14 protein-coding genes and 1 tRNA gene are annotated in these 22,012 nt (G+C 45.1%); 11 read left to right on the forward strand and 4 right to left on the reverse strand.

What is annotated here, in order from left to right; translation table 11 throughout:
* Positions 1 to 64: 64 nt before the first annotated feature.
* The 3 genes from BLR84_RS23675 to BLR84_RS23685 all read left to right on the forward strand — a co-directional run bounded on the left by BLR84_RS23675 (position 65) and on the right by BLR84_RS23685 (position 4,882).
* Entirely contained in the window at positions 65 to 4,060 is a 3,996-nt protein-coding gene (locus tag BLR84_RS23675; RefSeq protein WP_090472739.1) for a hypothetical protein, read from the forward strand.
* A 133-nt stretch (positions 4,061 to 4,193) separates the two neighbouring features.
* Entirely contained in the window at positions 4,194 to 4,442 is a 249-nt protein-coding gene (locus tag BLR84_RS23680; protein ID WP_090472740.1) for a hypothetical protein, read from the forward strand.
* Between the two features lie 98 nt (positions 4,443 to 4,540).
* The gene (locus tag BLR84_RS23685; RefSeq protein ID WP_143013983.1) at positions 4,541 to 4,882 is read left to right on the forward strand and encodes a hypothetical protein; all 342 of its coding nucleotides are present in this window, start codon (positions 4,541 to 4,543) and stop codon (positions 4,880 to 4,882) included.
* Between the two features lie 330 nt (positions 4,883 to 5,212).
* On the opposite strand, the gene BLR84_RS23690 is transcribed toward BLR84_RS23685, so the two are convergent.
* Positions 5,213 to 5,965, reverse strand: coding sequence for a hypothetical protein (locus BLR84_RS23690; protein WP_090472742.1), 753 nt, complete (start codon positions 5,963 to 5,965; stop codon positions 5,213 to 5,215).
* Between the two features lie 365 nt (positions 5,966 to 6,330).
* On the opposite strand from BLR84_RS23690, the gene BLR84_RS23695 reads away from it, so the two are divergent.
* From BLR84_RS23695 to BLR84_RS23710, 4 genes are all read left to right on the forward strand, one after another.
* Positions 6,331 to 8,424 (forward strand): prolyl oligopeptidase family serine peptidase, encoded by a 2,094-nt coding sequence (locus BLR84_RS23695; RefSeq protein WP_255367039.1) that lies wholly within the window; start codon positions 6,331 to 6,333, stop codon positions 8,422 to 8,424.
* A 179-nt stretch (positions 8,425 to 8,603) separates the two neighbouring features.
* Positions 8,604 to 9,374, forward strand: coding sequence for a GDSL-type esterase/lipase family protein (locus BLR84_RS23700; protein WP_090472744.1), 771 nt, complete (start codon positions 8,604 to 8,606; stop codon positions 9,372 to 9,374).
* A gap of 10 nt (positions 9,375 to 9,384) precedes the next feature.
* On the forward strand, positions 9,385 to 10,239 hold the full coding sequence (locus BLR84_RS23705) for a type 2 periplasmic-binding domain-containing protein (protein WP_218128472.1): 855 nt from the start codon (positions 9,385 to 9,387) through the stop codon (positions 10,237 to 10,239).
* A 96-nt stretch (positions 10,240 to 10,335) separates the two neighbouring features.
* Complete coding sequence (locus BLR84_RS23710) at positions 10,336 to 12,606, forward strand: Tex family protein (protein ID WP_090472745.1); 2,271 nt, start codon at positions 10,336 to 10,338, stop codon at positions 12,604 to 12,606.
* Between the two features lie 110 nt (positions 12,607 to 12,716).
* Here BLR84_RS23710 and BLR84_RS23715 read toward each other — a convergent pair whose 3' ends face one another.
* Positions 12,717 to 13,193 carry an Lrp/AsnC ligand binding domain-containing protein gene (locus BLR84_RS23715; RefSeq protein WP_076373882.1) on the reverse strand — a complete coding sequence of 159 codons (477 nt, stop codon included), beginning with the start codon at positions 13,191 to 13,193 and terminating at the stop codon, positions 12,717 to 12,719.
* A gap of 152 nt (positions 13,194 to 13,345) precedes the next feature.
* On the opposite strand from BLR84_RS23715, the gene BLR84_RS30130 reads away from it, so the two are divergent.
* Together BLR84_RS30130 and BLR84_RS23720 are read left to right on the forward strand one after the other, a co-directional pair.
* A tRNA-Asp gene (locus tag BLR84_RS30130) sits at positions 13,346 to 13,457 on the forward strand.
* A 489-nt stretch (positions 13,458 to 13,946) separates the two neighbouring features.
* Positions 13,947 to 17,378, forward strand: a complete 3,432-nt coding sequence (locus tag BLR84_RS23720; protein WP_090472746.1) for a ThuA domain-containing protein — start codon at positions 13,947 to 13,949, stop codon at positions 17,376 to 17,378.
* A gap of 406 nt (positions 17,379 to 17,784) precedes the next feature.
* Here the strand turns inward: BLR84_RS23720 and BLR84_RS23725 are convergent, their stop codons facing one another.
* Positions 17,785 to 18,357: a porin family protein gene (locus tag BLR84_RS23725; RefSeq protein WP_090472747.1), complete on the reverse strand. Its 573-nt coding sequence runs from the start codon at positions 18,355 to 18,357 to the stop codon at positions 17,785 to 17,787.
* 260 nt (positions 18,358 to 18,617) lie between these two features.
* Positions 18,618 to 20,066: an aminotransferase-like domain-containing protein gene (locus BLR84_RS23730; RefSeq protein ID WP_090472876.1), complete on the reverse strand. Its 1,449-nt coding sequence runs from the start codon at positions 20,064 to 20,066 to the stop codon at positions 18,618 to 18,620.
* Between the two features lie 480 nt (positions 20,067 to 20,546).
* On the opposite strand from BLR84_RS23730, the gene BLR84_RS23735 reads away from it, so the two are divergent.
* Positions 20,547 to 21,188 (forward strand): pyridoxamine 5'-phosphate oxidase family protein, encoded by a 642-nt coding sequence (locus BLR84_RS23735; protein ID WP_090472748.1) that lies wholly within the window; start codon positions 20,547 to 20,549, stop codon positions 21,186 to 21,188.
* A gap of 606 nt (positions 21,189 to 21,794) precedes the next feature.
* Positions 21,795 to 22,010: a hypothetical protein gene (locus tag BLR84_RS23740; RefSeq protein ID WP_090472749.1), complete on the forward strand. Its 216-nt coding sequence runs from the start codon at positions 21,795 to 21,797 to the stop codon at positions 22,008 to 22,010.
* Positions 22,011 to 22,012 lie beyond the last annotated feature (2 nt).

The following is a 22,012-nucleotide window of genomic DNA, read 5'->3' on the forward strand; positions in this document are numbered from 1 at the left end:
TTATAATTAAATATTAATTGGATAATGATTAAATTCGGTTAAACAAACCTAAAACCGATAAATTATGAGTATTTCAAATACACCCGATTTTACCAATCCTATTGGCATAGCGCCTGTGTACAATATGCCGCTATATTTTGTATCGGCGGCAAGTCCCATTTTTGCAAACAATGCAATCGATATAGCAGGCGCATCGCCGGGTAATGGCGCACTTATCGTATTATGGCCCTTAGGTTATAGCGGGACTTCTTGGAACAGCTCCTGGATGCTCACCCCTAAGGGGATGATCTTGTGCTCCGCGTATCCGCAAATGGTGCTGGGTGTTAGTGGGGCGAATGTAATTCTTTGTAACAGGAATGACAGCGACCCAACTCAATACTGGACAGTAGCGGGTACTCCAGGCGCTTATACCATAGTGAATAACTCCACGAATGAGGCTATTACCGCACCTGATTCGCAGATTGTTTATAAGATTGGAGGCCCTCCCTCGCCTCAATTAACCACAACGGCCGTCGGCGGCCAATCAGAGCAGCTTTGGGCTGTGCAGCCGGTGGTTGTACAACAGCCACCTAATAATCAATTTTATATCCAAACGGGTTTAAGCGGGGCTGTTAACAGCCAGGCCAATCCTTATATGCTGACTACTGATGCTTCGGGTAATACTCCGGGAGCGCTAATTAAACAGTGGCAACCCGGCGCGCAATCGCAGCTCTGGATATTTAATGCCGATGGCACTATTGCTTCAGCTAGTCTCTCATCTCCCAATTACCAACTGGTATTAAACTCAACAAGTACCAGCAACAAAGACACCAGTCCGGTTACCCTGATAGCGCCATCAGGCTCAGCGGCGCAGCAATGGACTTATAGCAATAATCAATTATCGGTAAATATGGGCGGGGATATAGGAACCCTGTATTTGAATGTTGATCAGGGTAATGGAAGCATTGCTATTACCTGGGAACAAACCAATGGCAATAATGAAACCTGGTACACCCTTTCGGCGCAGAGCATACCTATTGGCGAATGGTTTTATCTGCAAACAGAAATGACCGCTGGTGGGGGGGATGATCTTCCTTTTGTTTTGACTATTTCCAGTACAGTGGCCAATGCCAACACGGGAGTGGTTATTGAGCCTTTGCAGCCTGGCGCGCTTAATCAGCTTTGGCAAATTAATGCCCAGGGCGTTATCATCAGCGCGCTTGATCGCTCCATGGCATTAACCGCAGTTAGCGGGGGCGATCAACTGGTAACCATACAACCAGTCCAGTCCAGTCAATCCTGGCAGCAGTGGTACAGGCTAAGCAATGGGATGCTCGGTATTGGTACTTCGGGCAATGTGTGGTTTTTAAATGTAAAAGGTGGAGAAAACGCGGCACCAGGTACTCAGGTTATTACAAATGGGTTCCAGAGTATTGCACCAAACGTTGTATGGAACACCATACCCTATATACCGGAGCCTTCGGGATTATGGTTTACCATTCAAACCGCATTGGCTGCTCCGGGGGCGCAAACTCCCTATTTACTTACAGTACTTAATGATTGGGGTGTTGGTTTGAAAACGCCGTTGGGCGGTTATATGTTGCCTCAGGGGCAGGCAGCAATAAACCAGTTATGGCGTAAAACACTTAATGGTACTATTGTAAGCGCCACAAACCCAAACCTGGTGCTCACAGGCGCTACAGCCGGGGGCGACGTGTCGCTTGCTCCATTACAGTCAGGTTCGGCAGATCAGCAATGGTTTTGGGGTTATTCCCAGGAATTGGCTATAGAGGGTCACAGGGGTAATGTGCTTTGTGGCGTTCTTCAAAATTTGGGGCAAAACCAGGTGCTCTGGGCTCCAGGCATACCAAATACACAAATTAGTAACATTGTAACGTTGGCGCCTGCAGCGACAGCTAATGATACAACCAACCAACTATGGTTTGTACTTCCTCACGCAATGCCATTTGGCGAGAGTACTACTATTCGTAATGTTGGGGGAGCAGATGAAGTAGCGGGCCTGTTTCTTTCGTTGCCTGCCAAGCCTGCCTCGGGAAACTTTGCAGCTGTGGTTAATCAGCAGTCGGGCAATCCGGCCTTATCAATGTGGCAGTTTCAATTTCCTGGTTATATAGTTAGCGATATCGACCCGGATATAGTGCTGTCGCTGGAGTTAGGATCTGGCGGTACCGTTCAAAATCCAGTATATTCGAATAATGTGGTTGCCTATCCGCGTCAACCCGGGGCTCAGCCCTTCCAGCTTTGGGCTGTTACTCCCGAAGGCCTTATCGTTAATCAATACAATGGGCAGGCGCTTGCTGCATCTGCGGCTTCGGCGCCATCCGGCGTAATTACAACAGCCTTAAGCAATGATCCTAAAACCAATCTGCAGCTTTGGGACTTTTCGCCGGGGATGGTTTTACAAACAACACTCGCGCAACCGCCTGTATCTTATCCTGCCTGGAACAAAAAGGAGGAAACTGCTTACACGGCCATCTGTGCGGAGCTTGGTTTGCCCAACGGTATCCGTGCGCAGTACGCCAACCTGGCGGCGCCTTTAAGTAACTACCAGTTACAGATGAATTTAAGCCTTATTTCTCTTGTAAACGGTGGCGCGTTAACCGGCAGCACGCCACAACCAACCGAAGAACAAATTGGAGACTGGATTATTGTAACAAGACAGCTTAATAAAGAAATAACAGCAGTTACCGCTGTTCAGCTGCTTTTTCAGCAGGTTACCACGCTCCTCCTGTCATTGAGCCAGGCGCAGGCCATGACACTTTCTGAATTGATAACGGGCTGTGCTCTGCCCAATAAATTAAAGACACCAATACCGCCGCAAGTAAAGAAAAAAAGAGGTTGGATAACAGATCTGGTAGAGGGTCTGACTTATACCGCCCTGAATGTGGCCGGAAGTCTTGTTGGCGATCCGGAAGCGGGCAAAGAGCTTTCAATGGGAGCCAAATTTGTAAAGAATGGGCTGCCCTGTATCGCCAATTTAATGTCAACGGGGGTTTCGACAACTCAAAATGGACTGCAAGGGCGATCACAAACAAAGGCAAATTCGCAAATGGCCAAATACGCGGCGGTATTTAATAAAGCTATGCAGAATATATATAACTATGAGATGACGGTTTTGGGAATGGAGGAAGAGCTTTTGAGTGAATTTGAGGCAACTGGTTCGGCATTGGGCCAGATAGAAGCAATTATCTTGGCCGATTGGGACAAGCTCCAGGCGGCTTATGATATGACCCGTAGCATCGGAACCATGTCGTCGCTTTATTGGCCATCAACCATGACACCCATGCAGGCCAATCAAATGCTTTCCGGTTATACCATTGGTGTACTGCAAACGCTGCTGCCATTAAACACAGGGTTTAAAAACACTGCAACTATGCATGCTAATTATGGCAGCCTGATTAGCCCCGCAGGATGGCAAAACGATGGCTCATTTGTAGAGGAGGAAAACCCTGATGGTACACAGAATATATATTCAACAACTGTTAATCAGCAAATGCTGGGTGTGATTTGGGATAATGGGGTCGATCCACTCAGTTTTTTCAAGGGAATGAACGGCTGGAGCTTACCGCTCACCTACCAAAACCTGGTCGCTAATGATAATTCCACTCTATCACAGTTTGCAGCTGAGGTAATTGTTACCATACAAAACTTTACAAACCAGGAATTTACGCTTAATCTGACGCTTAATTCCCTGATCGGTACTGAGACCAGTTTTGGAGGCAATAATGTTTTTCCGCTGACAACAAAAACTCTTGAGGCTTATGGAGTACAGCAATTTGCAGGTGCATGTTGGCAATGTTATGTTGATAATGGTCCCGGCAGCTCGGGCTATATCGGTGCGGCTTTACAAGGAAATATAAACATTCTTAATTCCGAACAAGCGAATGTTATGTCGGTCTATGTTGATAACTCGTACAACTCAGGTGGCAATCAAACTGCTCCGGCTACGTATAACTGGAGTAACCTTACTTTCGTGCCACCCTATTCGGTTGCTATTAATCAGGATGTTACACCATCAGGTATGGTTTTAGTCGCTATCTCCATTTCTGTAGTCGGTTGAGATTTATAAACTCTCTCCCGGGCAATGCTTTTGCCCGGGAGTGCTTTATGTTGATGATCACCCATTACCCACATACAGCCAAACAAACATCCGGGCCTGTTTATCGTTGTATAGTTATTAAACCCACAAAATTATGGCAAACCCAGAAAACCCCAACCTCGACGACGCTCAGGAAGATAAAGATCCCGGCAATGAGTTTGAACAGGGCGAAGGAATTGATACCGGCAACCAACTGCTCGATGCCGATGAACCTAATATCAGCGCTTTAGAGGCGGCGAGCCGTGCATCAGAATCAGCCTATACGCTAAACTTTGAAGATGGGATCGCTCCCCGGGCAGATAAAGAGGGTGGTAAGAACAAGGACGGCAAGCCCGGCGCTTAATACAAGCGGGATATTTGTAAATATGTTATGACTTATGCCATAACTTCGATGCTTTAAATTATAATTACAGGAATAAAACCATCGAACAGATAATGCTCATGAAAAAGATATTAAGCTCTGCTGCTTTGCTGTTTATGTTTGCCGGAGCGGCAAATGCGCAGCATGCGTTTAACGCCACTGAATTTAAAAACAACCTGGGTAAAACCGGTACCCTTTGCGATACCGTTTACTCCATGAAAATGGTAAGTGATACCCTCACCCTGTTAAACCTGGGCGGGGCTTATCCGCATCAGAAATATACCGTTGCAGTAAAGGGCAAAACAACGTTGGATCTGCCGCATATCAAAGGCAAGCAGGTTTGCGTGACCGGCACTTTTGAAATGTTTAAAGAGCAGCCGGAAGTAGTGGCCAGCCAGCCTCAACAGATAGAGGTTCATTAAAATAAAAAGCGGGTGTATCATAAATCAAATTGACCACCCCTGGTGTTGTGTTACCTATAAATTGAAATTTAGCCGGTAATATTTATGGAAAAAGTGGGTTTACACTTTTTTACGATAAAAATACATAATTAATTGATTATCAGATAAATAAATCAATGTTAACCATGAATTGTGTAAACCATGTAAACCATGTAAACCCACTTTGGAGTCAGTTCAACCCCAAACTACATATCGCTTCAATAGCTGAATAAGTCAAAAAAAAAGAGGCTGATCATGATTGATGATACAGCCTCTTTTTATGCTAAACAGATCTCGTCTGTTTTATTTCAATTAAAATTCTTTTACTAAACCAAACACGATCTGACTTTCGGTCATAGGTTGTTGGGTAACTATACGGCCCAGGTTGCTGGTACGGCCGGTGGTAGAAATGTTGGGTCCTTTTGACTTAATATAGTTGCCTTTCAGTAACAGGTCCCAGCCAGATCCCATATCAAAACGAACATCCGCGCTACCTCCGTAAGCAAAGGCTGTACCTTTTGAACTTTGTTGGGTAAATGTGCCGGTTTGTGCCGGTACGCCGGTAATAGCAACCGCTATACTTGGTGTCGCGGTATTTTTAATAGCACCTGCCGATGCCCTGAGGTCAAATTTGAAATGGTGATATACAAAGGTATATTGCGGGCCAAGCAAAATATTATAGCTTCTGTACCGCTTGTCAGCAGTAACGGTTGAACCGTCGGCTTTAAAATCATCAGTATATCCCTGTGAAAGTATTTGATCATCGTTATAGGTTAAATTGCCCTGATCTTGTTTGGATACGGTAAAACCTATGGCAAAATGTTTGTAAAAATAAACAGCCCCATCAATACCCAATACAACCCCATTTTTGGCAAAACCGGCTTTTATGTTACTGTAATTGGTGCTCTTAAAGTCGCTCAGTGGGCGTGACTGACCACCAAATATGCCAATATAGCTTTTAAGTTTAGCTGGTTCGTCGCCGTCGGCTTGACTATCCTGAGCCCGTGCGTTAAACACTATCAGCATCATGAGGGCTGCCGTAAGTAATGTAAAGATTTTTTTCATGTTATAAATTTGTACTAACAACTTGTATAAGTTTGCCGCTTACCATCTTATCCGGTTTAGCAAACGTGTAAAAAAAAGCATTATTATCAATAAAGGCACAGATAGTAAAAGTCCATTGTAAATAAATAATTACATCCGGAGCACGTTATCAATACAAACCGGGCTAAATAACCTGGCTTTGGCTTGTTTTCGTAATCGGGGGCTAATATAGCTTGCCCCGTTCAATTAAATAGCAGGATTAATTAAAATTAACAACTTTTAACCTTTATTATGCCCGGACGCTTGTTGGCATAATGCCCAAATCCCTATCTTTAGTTTTCCTGTAATTTAAAATCAACATGAAACTAACTACCTGTTTATTTGCAATGGCTGTTTTATTTTGCAGCTATACCCACGCACAACAAATGACTATAAAAACGCTACCCTACCCCCAAACCAAAAAAGTTGATACCGTTGATACTTACTTTGAAACCAAAGTGCCAGACCCATACCGCTGGTTGGAAAATGACCAGGCCGCAGATACCAAAGAATGGGTGAAAGCCGAAAATAAGGTTACCCAAAACTACCTGGGCCAGATCCTATACCGCGAAGAAATACACAAACAGCTGGAAACTTTGTGGAACTATGAAAAATACAGCGCGCCGTTTAAAGAAGGTAAATACACGTATTTTTATAAAAACGATGGGCTGCAAAGCCAGTCGGTTTTGTATCGGCAAATAGGTGATAACGGTATGCCCGAGATGTTTTTAGATCCCAATAAATTTTCGGCCGATGGTACCACCTCGCTGCAGGGAATCGATTTTACTAAAGATGGAGATCTGGCCGCTTACCAGATATCCGAAGGCGGATCTGACTGGCGCAAGGTGATCGTGATTAAAACCGCCGATAAAAGCGTAGTAGGCGATACCCTCACCGATATCAAATTCAGTGGTCTGGCCTGGAAAGGTACCGATGGCTTTTATTACAGCAGTTATGATAAACCCAAGGCCGGCAGTCAGCTATCGGGTATGACGCAGTATCACAAATTATACTACCACAAACTGGGTACACCGCAAAGTACCGACAAGCTTATTTTTGGCGGCGATAAAACCCCGCGCCGCTATATTGGCGCTTACCTTACCGAAGATGAACGTTTTTTGGTGATCACCGCTGCTACATCAACCACCGGGAACGAACTGTATATTCAGGATCTGAGCAAGCCCGGCAGCAGCATTGTAAACGTGATTGATAATTTTGATAACCAGCACTCGATACTGGATAATGTAGGCAGCAAACTGTATATCCTCACCAATATATACTCGCCGAATTTTAAAATTGTTACCGTTGATGCCGCTAATCCAACCGTAACGCATTGGCAAAGCCTCATCCCCGAAACCAAAAATGTATTAAGCGCCACAACAGGCGGCGGCAAGATCTTCGCGGAATACCTGCAGGATGCCACTTCTTTTGTACAGCAGTATGATATGAATGGTAAATTGGAGCGTACCATCACGCTGCCATCGGTAGGTACCGCTTCTGGATTTGGCACCAAGAAGGCCGAAAAGGAAACTTATTACACTTTTACCAATTACGTATATCCCACCACCATTTTTAAGCTGGATATTGCCACGGGAAAATCAACCCTGTATAAAAAATCGGGGGTGAAATTTGATCCGGAACAATACGAATCAAAACAGGTATTTTATACTTCGAAGGATAAAACCAAGATCCCGATGATCATCACCTACAAAAAAGGTACCGTGCTCAATGGTGAAAATCCTACCTTATTATATGCCTACGGTGGCTTTGGTATTAGTTTGACCCCGGCCTTCAGTACATCAAATATTATATTGCTGGAACATGGTGGTATATATGCCGTGCCCAACCTGCGTGGCGGCGGCGAGTATGGCGAAACCTGGCACCGCAAAGGCATCAAAATGAAAAAGCAAAACGTATTTGACGATTTTATTGCTGCGGCCGAATACCTTATCAAAAATAAATATACCTCTAAAGAACATCTGGCGGTATCGGGCGGTTCCAACGGTGGCTTGTTGATAGGAGCCATGATCACCCAGCGTCCGGATTTGTTTAAAGTAGCCTTCCCCGCAGTGGGCGTTTTGGACATGCTGCGTTATAACAAATTTACCGCCGGAGCCGGCTGGAGCTATGACTATGGTACCGCCGAAGACTCTAAAGAAATGTTTGAATACCTGTATAACTACTCGCCATATCATGCCTTAAAACCGCAGGAATATCCGGCAACCATGGTGACTACGGCCGATCATGACGACAGGGTAGTTCCGGCTCACTCCTTTAAGTTTGGCGCGCGTCTGCAGGAATACCAAAAAGGCACAGCCCCGGTATTGATTCGTATTGAAACCAAAGCGGGCCACGGTGCGGGTCAAAGTACGGCCCAGGTGATCAGTGGCCAGGTTGATAAATGGGCATTCATGTTCTGGAATATGGGCATGAAGTGGTAAGGGGATACCTCTATACTGAATTGTCATTTCGATAGAGCATGGGCGGGTACGAGCGTTGCGCGAAAGAGAAATCTTTTACGACATACAGCGAAAGTTATAGGGTGTAAAAGATTTCTCCTCGTACCTCGTTCGAAATGACAGACGACGTTATTTGATCCCGGTTTAGTAAACTATTCAATATGAAACATTTTTTTACTGCTGCACTGTTATTATGCAGCATTTCATCAGCCATCGCCCAACCCCAGAAGAAAAACATCAACGTTGTTTTTATAGGCAACAGCATTACGCAAGGCGCGCAATTGACTGACCCGGCTACGGAAGCACCACCCGCTACCGCCATAGCCTGGCTGCGCAAACAAGCCAACCGGGGCACGGTTGAATTCAGCAACCAGGGCCACAGCGGTTATACAACCCTTGACTTTTTACCCGGCACCAACACCTTTGCCCAGGTGGAGCAAGCCACTGGTGCCTTTACGGATAAAGAAGCCTTACTGATATTTTCGATGAAGCTGGGCACTAACGACAGCGCCATCCAGGGCCCCCACGGTGCGCCGGTATCCCCGGCAGATTATATCCAAAATGTAAAAACCATTACTGATAAATTACTGACCGATTTTCCAAAAGCTATCGTTATTTATCAGCACCCCATTTGGTACAGCCCAAATACGTATAACGGCGCTAAATATTTGCAGGAAGGCTTATCCCGCCTGCAAAACTATGTTCCCAAACTGGATAGCCTGGTAGTGGCTTATGGCACAGCCAACCCGAATCATGTTTTTGTAGGCGACAAGAAAGCATTCAACTATTTCAAAAAACATCACCTTACCCATCTGATACCCGAAAAGGGCAATCAGGGTACATTTTACCTGCATCCAAATAAACAAGGCGCTTTGGTTTTGGGCGAGTTTTGGGGTAAGGCGATTGAGAGGGTGGTGAAAGCCAATTTTTAATGATCAGGTCATGAGCTATATAAGCTATTGTAAAATCGTGGTAAGTATTGCTGTCCTATGTTTGTTGGGTTTTGCCTGTACCTCTCCCTCGCAACAACAAGTCTCGACAGATAAGGCTCTTGCCAAACAGGGAAAACCGAAAAATATCGCTTATACCGACACTTCATTTAAAGTTATCCACGTATTCGTGGCTCTATGCGATAACAAATATCAAGGTATAGTGCCAGTACCACCTAAAATTGGAAATGGCCAGGACCCCGACAATAATTTATATTGGGGTTGTGATAATGGGGTGCGCACCTACTTTAAAAAAAGCAAAGATTGGCAATTGGTTAAAACCCAAAAGGTAAGTCGGATGATATTGGAGAGATTGGTATTTAAACACCGTACAAAAAAAGTTTACCTGGTTGCCGATGCCTGGGACGGTCAATCTATCGAAAAAACCACTACAGATTTTTTATATAGTAACTCCGGGCAGCTTAAAGATACTATTCATTATAACAAACAAATAATTGGCATAGATGGTAACGCACAGTTATTGGCTTATATAGGCCATGATGGACTGATGGATTTTCAGCTATCAAATTCCTTTAAAAATGCAGATGGCAAAACGCGGGATTGCATCATACTGGCTTGTATCAGTAAAAAATATTTTACCGGCTTTGTTGACCAGGCAAAAGCTAATCCCTTGATTTGGACAACCGGGTTAATGTGTCCCGAAGCCTATACCTTGCATGATGCTATAACAGGCTATATTAATCAGGAAACAAACGAAAGTATCCGAAACAGGGGTGTGCTGGCCTATAATAAGTATCAGAAATGCGGAATAAAGGCAGCACAGGGTCTGCTGGTTTCGGGCAGATAGCTATTCCTATTGCCAAACGCCAATCCTATATTCTTTTTACAAACCATTTTTGTTTTTTAACCAAAGAGTACCCAACTTCGCAGTCCAAAGTTTACTATGATATCGCATTATAAAAAAATAGCCCAGGAGCTTTCCATTGCCGAAAAGCAGGTAAGTGCCACAGTTGATTTGCTTGACGAGGGCGCTACCGTTCCGTTTATTTCCCGTTACCGTAAAGAGGTTACCGGTACACTCGATGAGGTGCAGGTGACCGAGATCCGCGACCGCGTACAACAACTGCGCGACCTGGATAAACGCCGTGAAGCCATCCTGAAATCGCTGACCGACATGGGTAAGTTAACACCCGAACTGGAAAAGCAGATCAACGAGGCCGAAACCATGGTATCGCTCGAGGATATTTACCTGCCCTATCGCCCCAAACGCAAAACCCGTGCTACCACGGCCCGCGAAAAAGGCTTACAGCCCCTGGCCGACTTATTACTGGAGCAAAATAAAGTTGATCTGGAAACCGCTGCCGAGGTATATATAGATGCCGAAAAAGGAGTGAACAGCATAGAAGAAGCCCTGGCCGGTGCAAGGGATATCATTGCCGAAACCATTAGCGAAAATGCCGAAGTACGTACCCGCATCCGTGAGCTGTTTATTGAAAAAGGAACTTTTCAATCAAAAGTGGTGGATGGTAAAGAAGTGGAAGGCATTAAGTATAAAGACTATTTCGACTGGACAGAGGCTGTGAAGTCGGCACCGTCACACCGCATCCTGGCTATGCGTCGCGGCGAAAAGGAAGAGATCCTGTGGTTGGATATTAAACCCGAAGAGGATGAAGCCATTGCTATACTGGAAGATGCTTTTGTAAAAGGCATCAACCCATCTGCCGACCAGGTAAAACAAGCCATTGCCGATGGCTATAAGCGCTTGCTTAAACCATCTATGGAAACAGAAGTGCGCCTGTTTACCAAAAAGAAAGCTGATGAAGAGGCTATCCGTGTTTTTGCTGAGAATGCCCGTCAGCTTTTATTAGGTGCGCCGCTGGGCCAAAAACGTGTGATGGCTATTGACCCTGGTTTCCGTACAGGCTGTAAACTGGTTTGCCTGGATGAACAGGGCAAATTGTTGGAAAATACCGCCATATACCCACATACCGGGGCGGGACAGGCGCGTGAGGCCGAAAAAACCGTTCAGCACCTGTTTCAAAAATATAACATCGAGGCTATCGCTATCGGTAACGGTACGGCCGGTCGTGAAACGGAAGTGTTTGTGCGCAACCTGAATTTGCCGGGCGTGGTTATTGTGATGGTGAACGAAAGCGGCGCATCTATCTATTCGGCATCTGATGTGGCGAGGGAGGAATTTCCGGATAAGGATATCACCGTAAGGGGAGCAGTATCCATTGGCAGAAGGCTGATGGATCCGCTGGCCGAATTAGTAAAAATCGACCCAAAATCAATAGGCGTAGGGCAATACCAGCACGATGTGGATCAGAATAAACTGCAAACTTCATTGGATGATACCGTAATGAGCTGTGTGAATGCCGTAGGTGTTGAGCTGAACACCGCATCCAAACAAATACTGGCTTACGTATCGGGTCTTGGTCCGCAGCTGGCGCAAAATATTGTGGAATATCGTGATCAGAACGGCGCCTTTAAACGTCGTGATCAGCTGAAAAAAGTTCCCCGCCTGGGCGATAAGGCTTTTGAACAGGCCGCCGGATTTTTACGCATTCACCAGGCCGAAAACCCGTTGGATTCAAGCGCGGTACACCCGGAGCGTTACAGCCTGCTGGAACAAATAGCCAAAGATATGAGCTGTACCGTGAAGGATCTGATGAGCAACGCTCCGCTGCGTAAAAGTATCCCGCTGCAAAAATATACATCAGAAACGGTGGGCTTACCTACCCTGAACGATATCATGGCCGAGCTGGCCAAACCCGGCCGCGACCCGCGTGAGCAGTTTGAAGCTTTCAGCTTTACCGATGGTGTAAATGCCATTGGCGACTTGAAGGTAGGCATGAAACTGCCCGGCATTGTAACCAACATTACCAATTTTGGTGCTTTTGTAGATATCGGTGTTCACCAGGATGGCTTGGTTCACTTGAGCCAGATCACCAACCGCTATATCAAAGATCCTAATGAGGTATTGAAAGTACACCAGAAAGTAGAGGTTACCGTGACCGAGGTTGATGTGAACCGCAAGCGTATAGCTTTATCTATGAAGGAAAATGATAAAAGCGCCCCGCAGGAAAGACGAAATGACGACAGAAGGCCTGCCGGAGGCAACAATAAACCTACTTATAACAAAAAACCGGCACAGGAACCGGAAACAGATATTGCCATAAAACTGGCAGCGCTGAAGAACAAGTTTAAGTAGGGAATAAATTAACGGCTGTCATGCTGAGCTTGTCGAAGGATAGGGCCTTCTGCTCTATCCTTCGACAAGCTCAGGATGACAGCCTTCGCTTTTTATAATCGAGTAAAATTTTATTCCAAAGTGATCTGCCTCCTGATGCTTTCTTCAAGCGAAATAAAAGTTTCGGTGCGTTGAATACCTTTAACACCCTGAATCTGTTCGTTCAAAACCTCGCGCAGGTGGGTGGTATCATGACATACGATCTTGGCGAAGATGCTCCATTCGCCGGTAGTATAATGCAGCTCAACAATCTCTTTTATGGTTTTTAGTTGCTTAACCGCTTCGTTGTACTGGGAGCCCTTTTCGAGGTAGATACCCAGGAACGCTGTAATATCATAACCTAATTTTTGAGGATCTACTTCCAGGCTGGCTCCCTTTATTACACCCATCTCTTCCAACTTTTTCATTCTCACGTGTATGGTTCCGCCAGAAACGATCAACTCTTTAGCTATCTCGGTATACGGAGTAGTAGCATTCTTCATTAATATTGATAAAATCTGGATATCAAGATTATCAATTTCTAAATTTTGAGCTTTTCTGTGGGACATAAATTTGAATATCTATATTGAAATACAAGTTTAATTAAAATTTGAATAAAAATAAAATATTTTTGTTGAAATATTTGCAAGGAATTGATGGGTCTATTAAATTTGTATCAAGCAAATGACACTTGCTTTCTGTTCTTTAAACAAAAAAACAATGTTGGGTGGTGAAATTTTTGGCAGACACACCTCCTTGTCCCGGTGGCGGAGATCATAGAAAACCCGAAGCGGGCTAACTACTCTGTGGAGGTTCGAATCCTTCCCCAACAGCAAGTTCCTCAGCAAGTCGTGGAACTTATATCCTGTAGGATGGTGAAATTTTGGCAGACACACCTCCTTGTCGCGGTGGCGGAGAAATTGGGAAACTTTCAGCAATGAAAATAACCACTCCGTGGAGGTTCGACTCCTTCTCCTACAGCTCTTCTCATAATTTAGGTTTATAATTGGTTAGTAAAGGCCCCTGCCCATCAGGGGCTTTGCTGTTTTTAAGACTTTTTGTAATAGAGTCAAGAGATTAGAATCAGGAATTAAGACAAAAAAATAACACTTCGCCTATTTTTATATTGAACTCAGAGCATTTTTCTCTTGGTTCCTGACTCTTATTTCTTGATTCTCTCTTTAATTGTGTCATTTTTACGCATTGGTATTATTATCTTAATAATTTATGATAAATTTGATTGAATACTTATTATTGTAATCGATTGCGAAGCGCCCCCTTCCCGATCATTAAAACCCAAAAAAACCAATTGTAATTGAACCATGAAAAAAATCCTACTTCTGTTTCTTACGGCTTGTTGCTGCATCACATATCTTGCATTCAATATAGCCGGGCGCGGTAAACCCCGTGTACTTATATTTTCAAAAACAATGGGCTACCACCACGCCTCCATTGATGCCGGTATTGCAGCCGTTCAGAAACTGGGTGGTGAAAATGGGTTTGATGTAGATACTACCAAAAACGCCGACATGTTTAATGATGAGAATCTTAAAAAATATGCTACCGTTATTTTTTTAAGTACCACAGGCGATGTGCTTAACTATCGTCAGGAAGCCGCCTTTGAACGCTACATACAGGCTGGCGGAGGTTATGTGGGTGTACACGCCGCTACCGATACCGAGTACGATTGGGGTTGGTATGGTCGTTTGGCGGGTGCCTGGTTTTATGACCATCCGGGTATTCATGATAAAAGCCCTAATGTGCAACCCGGTGTTTTAAATGTGGTTGACAACAATAATGCAGCCACCAAACACCTGCCCAAAGTATGGAAACATACCGACGAGTTTTACAGCTTTAAAAAGGCGCTTGCTCCCGATGTGCATGTACTGGTTACTATTGACGAAAGCAGCTACACAGGGGGTAAAAGAATGGGCTATCACCCCATGGTATGGTACCATGATTTTGATGGCGGACGTGCCTTTTATACCGAATTGGGCCATACCGACGAAACCTATAAAGATGCCGACTATCTTAAAATGCTGCTCGGTGGCATAAAATACGCCATTGGCGATAATAAAGATCTTAATTATTCAAAAGTTAAAACACAAACACCTCCTGATGAGGATAGGTTTAAAAAGACACAATTATCAACAGGTAAGTTTTATGAACCTACCGAAATGACCATTTTGCCAAACCTGGATATCCTGGTATTACAACGCCGGGGCGAGATCATGCTGTATAATCACAGCACTCAAAAAGTAAAACAGGTGGGTGCTTTTGATGTGTATTACAAAACGCTGCATACCCCTGGTGTAAATGCCGAAGAAGGGATGCTGGGACTGGCTAAAGATCCAAATTTTGCCAAAAACCACTGGATCTATATTTACTACAGCCCTGCCGATAGTTCGGTTAACCGCCTGTCGAGGTTTACTTTTGAGGGCGATACCATCACCAAAAAAACCGAGAAAGTAATACTGGAAGTAAAAGCTCAGCGCGAGATCTGCTGCCATACCGGTGGCTCTATCGCTTTTGGTCCGGGGCCTGATAAAATATTGTTCTTCTCGGCAGGTGATAACTCTACGCCATTTGACGAGAAAAAACAGAAATATGTAACCAGCGGTTATGCGCCTTTAGACGACAGACCGGGACATTACCAGTTTGATGCCCGTCGCTCGGCCGGTAACACCAATGATCTGCGCGGTAAAATTATGCGTATCAAGATCAATGACGATGGTACTTATGATATCCCCGAAGGTAACCTGTTTCCGAAAGGAACACCAAAAACACGTCCCGAAATTTATGTAATGGGCGATAGGAACCCTTACCGTATTTCGGTAGATCAAAAGAACAGCAACCTGTACTGGGGCGAGGTTGGACCCGACGCGCACAACGATAGTTTAGATACCCGTGGCCCAATGGGTTATGACGAGGTGAACCAGGCCCGTAAAGCCGGGAACTTTGGCTGGCCGTATTTTGTGGCCGATAATAAGCCATATCACGTTTATGATTATGCCACCGGTACTCCTGGTGCGGCATTTGATCCTGAGCATCCGGTTAATGATTCGCGCAATAATACGGGTTTAAGAGATCTGCCACCGGCACACCCTGCATTTATATGGTACCCGTACGGACCTTCGGCCGATTTTCCGCAGGTAGGTACAGGCGGTCGTAACGCGATGGCTGGTCCGGTTTATTATACCGATATGTACCCGGATTCAACACGTCTGCCCGATTATTATAACGGCAAATTTCTTGCTTATGAATGGATGCGTGGCTGGATAAAAGCGGTTAGCATGACACCAGAGGGCGACTTTGACAAAATGGAGCCATTTTTTCCGAAACTGAAATCGAACTCCATGATCGATATGGAAGTTGGTCCCGATGGCAGGCTATATGGTTTAGAGTATGGCAGCGGCTGGTTCTCCCGTAACCCCGATGCCGGATTATTCCGCATTGATTATATTAGTGGTAACAGACCGCCGTCAATAGCTTTCGTAAAGCCAAATAAAACATCAGGTAATTTGCCGTTTGCTATTAAACTAAGCGCTAAAGCCGTTGATCCAGAAGGTGACCCGGTTACCTACTCATGGAACCTGGGTAATGGCGTTACCAAAGAAACAACAGTTCCGCAGCTGGATTACACTTACACCAAAGCAGGCAGCTATAACATTACAGTTACCGCCAAGGATAGTCACGATGCCAAAACCAAAAGCACACCTATAAATGTATATGCCGGTAATGAAGAACCGCAGGTAACGGTAAAGTTTACCGGTGGCAACAAATCTTTCTACCTGCCGGGTGTACCTGTTAAATACGCGGTTAAGGTAACCGATGGTACTAAAACCGCCAGTGTTGATCGGAGCCGCATTTTGGTGGCTGTTGACTATATTGATGATTATAAAAAGCCCGTATCGGCAACGCAATTAGAACAAACCACCCCAGAAAACAGCGGCAAAGCCATTATGTTGAGCATGGATTGCAAAAGCTGCCATAAAGAGGTTGGTAAATCAGTTGGGCCATCATTTACCGAGGTATCGGCTAAATATAAAAAAGACTCTAAGGCTATGAACAAACTGATCCAAAAGGTAATAAAAGGTGGCGCTGGTGTTTGGGGCGAGGTACCGATGTCTGCACATCCAAGCATCAAGAAAGCGGATGTGGAACAGATCATTACCTGGGTACTCTCAATCAATAACCAAGGCAATAAAAAGAAATCATTACCTGCCGCGGGCAGCATCATACCAAAACCGGGCAGCAAGCAGTCAAATGCAACCATGGTGCTATCTGCTGCTTATACAGATAATGGCGGTAAAAACATCAAAGCCTTAACTGGTCGTGGTGTGGCAACGCTAAAAAGCAGTAACTACCTGTTTGCCGGTAACGAAAAAGTGAGTGGTTTTACCGCGTTTAAATATAATGGTATCAACCTCCTGATCCTCCCGCAGAACGGTGGCTGGTTTGAGGTGGATGATATTGATTTAACCGGTGTGCGTTCCGTAAACATGACCAATTTCTGGCAGGCGCCGCCAAGCACCAGTATTGATTTTGAGGCCCGTTTAGACGCGCCCGATGGTACACTGGTAGGTAAAGGAAGTATGCCTGTACCTACAGCCGATCAGAAAGCTGGGCTTACCCATGTAACCATCAATCCGGTAACAGATGGCAAGATGCACAAGCTGTATTTTATTTACAAACCAGAAAAACAAGTGGCTTTAGTGGCCGGCGTAACCGGATTGCAGTTTAATGCGAAGTAGGTAAAACAACCTCACGTCATTGCGAGGAGGAACGACGAAGCAATCTCTATACTGTACAGAGCAAACGGCAAGGTAACCTGTACTTTCGATCTGCCTGTGTAGGGATTGCTTCGTGCCTCGCAATGACGTGTAGTATAAATTTAAACAAAAGCCCCGGCAGGTTACCTGCCGGGGCTTTTGTTTAAATTTATGTCATCCTGAACTTGTTTCAGGATCCCACAGGACAGTTATCCGTTAGGCTGTATAACCTTGCTAATGAGATGCCGAAACGAGTTCGGCATGACGTGATATTATAGATTATTTGAAAAGGGTGTCATGCTGAGCTTGTCGAAGGGCGCGCGTAGATGCCTGCCCACCATGCTTCGACAGGCTCAGCATGACAGCCTTTTTTAGTTTTAATCAACCCTTACAGTATCTTAAACCCTACGCTAAGCGCCCAAAGGTTTTGGCGTTTGGCAAAGCTGTCGCTTACCTTGGTTAAGCCGCCTTCATAACGCAGATCGGCAGTGATAGCTCCGATGTCAACACCGGCGCCTACCTGGTAACCTACATTACTTTTGTTAAAATTATTAGCGGCCCCACTGAGGTTACTGCCCAAACTTACGCTGTTATCCAGTTGATAAGTGTAAATAGGACCACCCATGACGCGGAAGTTAAGGTCCTTTTGACCAAATGATCTGCCAATTAACAAAGGCACGTTCAGGTTGGTGAACCGCACTTTACCGTTAAACGCGGTATTGTTATCGCTCGATTCAAATTTACCACCTGTGCCGCTTAAATAAAGCTCGGGTTGTAAGTACCAGGTGTTGCCTATGCGGGCAAATAAACCGGCCTGGTAACCGGTAAGGGTTGATTCTTTTACATTGTCGGTGCTGATTCTTGAAAAATTGACACCGCCTTTAATACCTAATGAAACTTGTGCTTTGGCCCCGATGCTTACCGCTATCAGTAATGCCGCACTTAATAGTAACTTTTTCATAATTGTTGATGTTGGTGATGCCGCATGCGTTTTGACTTACACACGCGGCTGTTTTAAAATAAATTTGTTATAAAACGGGTTTTGTAACAAATACGTATACATAACCTATCAATTGACACGCCAAAAAGGTAAACGTTGCCTGTGAAATCTGTTTTTAAGGCCTACCGTAGAGACGCATAATTGCGTCTCCCAATGGCTGATCAAGCCTTTTGACGGGGAGACGCAAGTATGCGTCTCTACAGAAAAATTGGGATAATTATTTAAATATCTCTGAGCAATTTGGCCAGAATTTCTACACAAAGCTCCAATTCTTCAACGGTGGATGATGCAAAGCCAAGCCGGATAGCGTTGGAGCCTGTGCTTTCGCCATCAAAGTATAAACCCTGTTTTAAGGCTTTTTGAGATAGGCTGACAAGGTCGATACGCGGGTCAAATTGTGTCCATACGGCCAACCCTCCGTCGGGTACTTTAAATTGTACATAATTGTGCAGCTGGCTGGTCATCAAATCGCAAAAAACATCGTGCCGTTGCCGGTATACCCGTAATGATTTACGCAAATGGCGCTGAATAATACCGTTTTGCAATAGCTCAGCTACGGCATTCTCCAGTAAAGCATCCCCCTGGCGGTCAATAATACGGCGCAGGCGTGCCAGGTGCCCGATCACATTTTCGGGCCCCACAAGATACCCCACCCGGATAACCGGAGATATGCTTTTCGAAAACGAGCCGCAATACAATACCATACCTGCTTCGTCGGCGCTGGCCAAGGGCATCAGCGGTTTGTTCTGATAGTGGAAATCGTAATCATAATCGTCTTCAAAAACAATAAAGCCATGTTTCTGGGCCAATGCCAGCAGTTGTATCCGGCGATCGGCCCGCAAGCCTACGGTAGTAGGGTAGTGGTGATGCGATGTCACATAAACCATACGTACCGGCTGTTCACGGCAAAGTCGATCGAGCTGATCGATATCCAGGCCATGATCATCAACCGGTATTTTGAGCAGGTTTGCCCCAGCCTGTAAAAAATTCATTTGCGCGCCCGCCCAGCCAGGTTCTCCAGCCACTACCGTATCGCCAGGCTGCAGCAAGCCAGTGCAAGTTAAATACAAACCCATCACTGTTCCGCGTACAATAAGGATATTGTTGGGCGTAATACGCAGACCCCGTGTTTGGTTTAGGTATGCCGCCAGTTCTTCGCGCAGCCAGGCCGTGCCCCGGGTGTCGCCATAACCCAAACGGGTATACGGATTGCCGGTTAACAACTGGGTGCGGTATGCTCTTGATAGTTCGGTTACCGGCGCCAGGCGTGTATCCGGAAAGCCATCGTCAAGATGTAATGATGTACTCAAATCGGCCACTTTGCGGTTAAGGTGCGGGGCGCCATGAATGGCAAAGCCGGCCACCTGCGTGGTATTTACAGAAACGGCGACTAAAGGCTGCGGCTTAACAGCGGGCAAGTGCCGGGCTACAAATGTACCGCTGCCGGTTTGGCTTTCCAGCCAGCCCTGCGCCAGCAATTCATCATAAGCCCGTATTACCGTTTTGCGATGAACGTTTAATGAAAGTGCCAGCTGGCGGGTGCCTGGCAGCCGGTTACCGGCTGGTAAGGTGCCTGCCTTGATCAATGCCATCAACTGATTGCCAATTTGTAAATAAACCGACTGGGCAGCATTTTTATCAATATTTAAAAGAGATGAAAGTATCTGCATAACAAACTGGACTACCTGTTTTATAATAACTGGATGATTTCGGTGATCCAATAAACGCATAATTTTATAAAAAACAAAATGGAGCCGGGTGGATTTGTGCGAATCCCCTCTTATCTTAAAGAGGGCTGTCACCCTGAGCTCCGTCGAAGGGTAGAGCGCAGAGGCCTGCCCGCCATGCTTCGACGGGCTCAGCATGACACCCTTTTTAGATAACTGTTTGTAAGCACTTAAATACTATACAAAAAACAAAAATATGGTAACTCAGGAATCACATCTCGTTCAATTGCCCTTTTCGGGTCTCCTGAGAGTGATCAGGAGACTTTTAAACCGGGCTATAATCCTGGGTAAGTGTGTACTGGGAGAGCCCCCGCGTGGACATAAAAGCATTAATCATATCCTCGCGTTCTCTCACCGGTAAGAGTAGCTACGGGATTATTAAGCATAACTATTTGATCATTAATACATAAATAAATAAAAACAATGGCAACCCAAAAATCACATCTCGTTCCGAGCCGCTCGGCCAAAAGGGCCAATTATGAACCGGAAACTATCCATAGCATATTGGACGAAGCGCTTTATTGCACCATTAGTTATTCGTTTGAAAATAAGCCGTTCTCCATCCCCACCGCTTTTGTGCGCTATGAGGATAAAATTTACATCCATGGTTCGGTAGGCAGCCACTTTATCCGCGAACTGGAAAAGGGGATCCCGGTTTGTATCACCGTGACGCTTATGGATGCCCTGGTGGTGGCCAAATCGGCTTTTCATCACTCGGTGAATTACCGTTCGGTAGTGATATTCGCACAAGCCGAAAAGGTGGAGAGCGTGGAGGATAAAATAGAAGCCTTTAAATGGCTAACGGACAAAATTGTACCGGGCAGCTGGGATTACCTGCGGCCCATTAAAGAAAACGAAGTGCGCAAAACAACCGCCCTGGCTTTCAAGATCGATGAAGCATCTGCCAAGATCCGCTCGGGTATGCCGATTGATGACGAAGAAGATGAGACGTTGCCTATCTGGTCGGGATTGATCCCGCTGCAAAACGGGCGTGGGGTACCGCAGCCAGATTCTTTTAGTGAGAAAATGGAGCTGCCGGCGCACCTTGTTGGTGTGGGGCTTTAGTTGATAATTCGAAGTCTTAGAGAAATATCATAGTAAACACGTCATTGCGGGGTAGACACCTCACCCAACCCTCTCCAAAGGAGAGGGCTTTAAAAATAATCTTTTTAAAGTCTCCCCTTCGGGGAGATTTAGAGGGGTGATTGCTTCGTACCTCGCAATAACGCGCGGAGGCGGTCCAACTGAAGATAGTATGACCGACGCAGCGACGGTCGGGTGAGTCGATTCAGCCCAATTTTAACTTCCGTCAAAATTTTCGTATATTTATATCAATCAGCAGCCCGGGTGTCTTTTTAACAGACATCCGGGCTGTTTGGTTAAGGGAGAAACAGGCTCAAAAATAGGTTGTTTTGAACTTAGTTATTTGATTATCAATAAATTAATACTTCTTAAAGTTTCAAAAACACGTTAAAACCGTGTTGAAATTTGTTAAAAAGTGTTAAAATCGATGGTTTTGGATGAATTTTGGACTGTTTTTATGCTGTTTTCGACCAGAAATTTGTTAAAATTTAAGGTTTAAAAAGTTTTTTTGAAGCATCTGTGAGGCAGCTGATATTTTAAAATTCTGCTGCCGTGTATTTTTTATATTTTTGCTGAAAATAATTAGTCATGGCTGAGATTAGTATCACCAACAAAGATTGGGAGCGCATCAAAATAAAGGTACAACGCAAATACAACCACCTTACCGACGAGCAATTGCAATATGCCGAAGGTCAGGAAGAAAGCCTGATAACCAAATTAATGGACCTGGTGAACCGCGATAGGCAGTATGTTGTGTTCACTTTGAAAAAGGCTTTGGTAAATATTGACAATAACAGGCTGTAAAT

It is taken from the genome of Mucilaginibacter sp. OK268, from assembly GCF_900103125.1.
Lineage (GTDB): Bacteria > Bacteroidota > Bacteroidia > Sphingobacteriales > Sphingobacteriaceae > Mucilaginibacter.

Bases quoted from the DNA above. Each gene is read 5' to 3' on its own strand.
- BLR84_RS23675 (WP_090472739.1), top strand. From the start codon at position 65: ATGAGTATTTCAAATACACCCGATTTTACCAATCCTATTGGCATAGCG.
- BLR84_RS23680 (WP_090472740.1), top strand. From the start codon at position 4,194: ATGGCAAACCCAGAAAACCCCAACCTCGACGACGCTCAGGAAGATAAA.
- BLR84_RS23685 (WP_143013983.1), top strand. From the start codon at position 4,541: ATGAAAAAGATATTAAGCTCTGCTGCTTTGCTGTTTATGTTTGCCGGA.
- BLR84_RS23690 (WP_090472742.1), bottom strand. From the start codon at position 5,965: ATGAAAAAAATCTTTACATTACTTACGGCAGCCCTCATGATGCTGATA.
- BLR84_RS23695 (WP_255367039.1), top strand. From the start codon at position 6,331: ATGGCTGTTTTATTTTGCAGCTATACCCACGCACAACAAATGACTATA.
- BLR84_RS23700 (WP_090472744.1), top strand. From the start codon at position 8,604: ATGAAACATTTTTTTACTGCTGCACTGTTATTATGCAGCATTTCATCA.
- BLR84_RS23705 (WP_218128472.1), top strand. From the start codon at position 9,385: ATGAGCTATATAAGCTATTGTAAAATCGTGGTAAGTATTGCTGTCCTA.
- BLR84_RS23710 (WP_090472745.1), top strand. From the start codon at position 10,336: ATGATATCGCATTATAAAAAAATAGCCCAGGAGCTTTCCATTGCCGAA.
- BLR84_RS23715 (WP_076373882.1), bottom strand. From the start codon at position 13,193: ATGTCCCACAGAAAAGCTCAAAATTTAGAAATTGATAATCTTGATATC.
- BLR84_RS23720 (WP_090472746.1), top strand. From the start codon at position 13,947: ATGAAAAAAATCCTACTTCTGTTTCTTACGGCTTGTTGCTGCATCACA.
- BLR84_RS23725 (WP_090472747.1), bottom strand. From the start codon at position 18,357: ATGAAAAAGTTACTATTAAGTGCGGCATTACTGATAGCGGTAAGCATC.
- BLR84_RS23730 (WP_090472876.1), bottom strand. From the start codon at position 20,066: ATGCAGATACTTTCATCTCTTTTAAATATTGATAAAAATGCTGCCCAG.
- BLR84_RS23735 (WP_090472748.1), top strand. From the start codon at position 20,547: ATGGCAACCCAAAAATCACATCTCGTTCCGAGCCGCTCGGCCAAAAGG.
- BLR84_RS23740 (WP_090472749.1), top strand. From the start codon at position 21,795: ATGGCTGAGATTAGTATCACCAACAAAGATTGGGAGCGCATCAAAATA.